Origin of the sequence: Cetobacterium sp. ZWU0022 (assembly GCF_000800875.1) — a bacterium.
Lineage (GTDB): Bacteria > Fusobacteriota > Fusobacteriia > Fusobacteriales > Fusobacteriaceae > Cetobacterium_A.
In genome coordinates, this window is sequence record NZ_JRJZ01000022.1 from 1 (window position 1) to 471 (window position 471).

The 471-nt window shown below is 19.5% G+C and carries 1 protein-coding gene; it reads right to left on the reverse strand.

Annotated elements, in window-relative coordinates:
* Positions 1-471: hypothetical protein (locus L988_RS13775; RefSeq protein WP_047380889.1), on the reverse strand; the 471-nt coding region annotated here is incomplete at both ends.

Genomic DNA, 471 nt, shown 5'->3' on the forward strand with positions numbered 1-471 from the left:
TATTTTTTTAGCTTCAAAGAATACCTTGTTGTATTCTCCTTTTGTAATTTTGTTTAATGCAAGTAACTGAATAGTTGTATATCCATTTTCTAATTTCTTTTCAGATGTAAATTTATCTAATTTTTCTTTTCCTTTTTCTAATGTATCTACAGTTTTATTTAAGCTATTTATTTTTAAATCACAACTTTCTAAAAGTCTTTTAGCTTCTTTTTCCAATAACTTTTTATTTGGAATTAATTCTTTTTCTTTTTCAACTAAACTATTTTCATAGGATAATATATTCATTCTTTGCTTATATATTATAATGTTATATTTTTCATCAATATTATTATTAGAATAATATTCATAATTTGTTTTTGCTTTTTCTAATTTAACTAAATTTTCTATATAATTTTTTACCTTATCTGTATTTGTATTTTCAGATGTTCCAAGTAATGTTTTTATAACTTTTAATTCATTATCTTTTTTTGC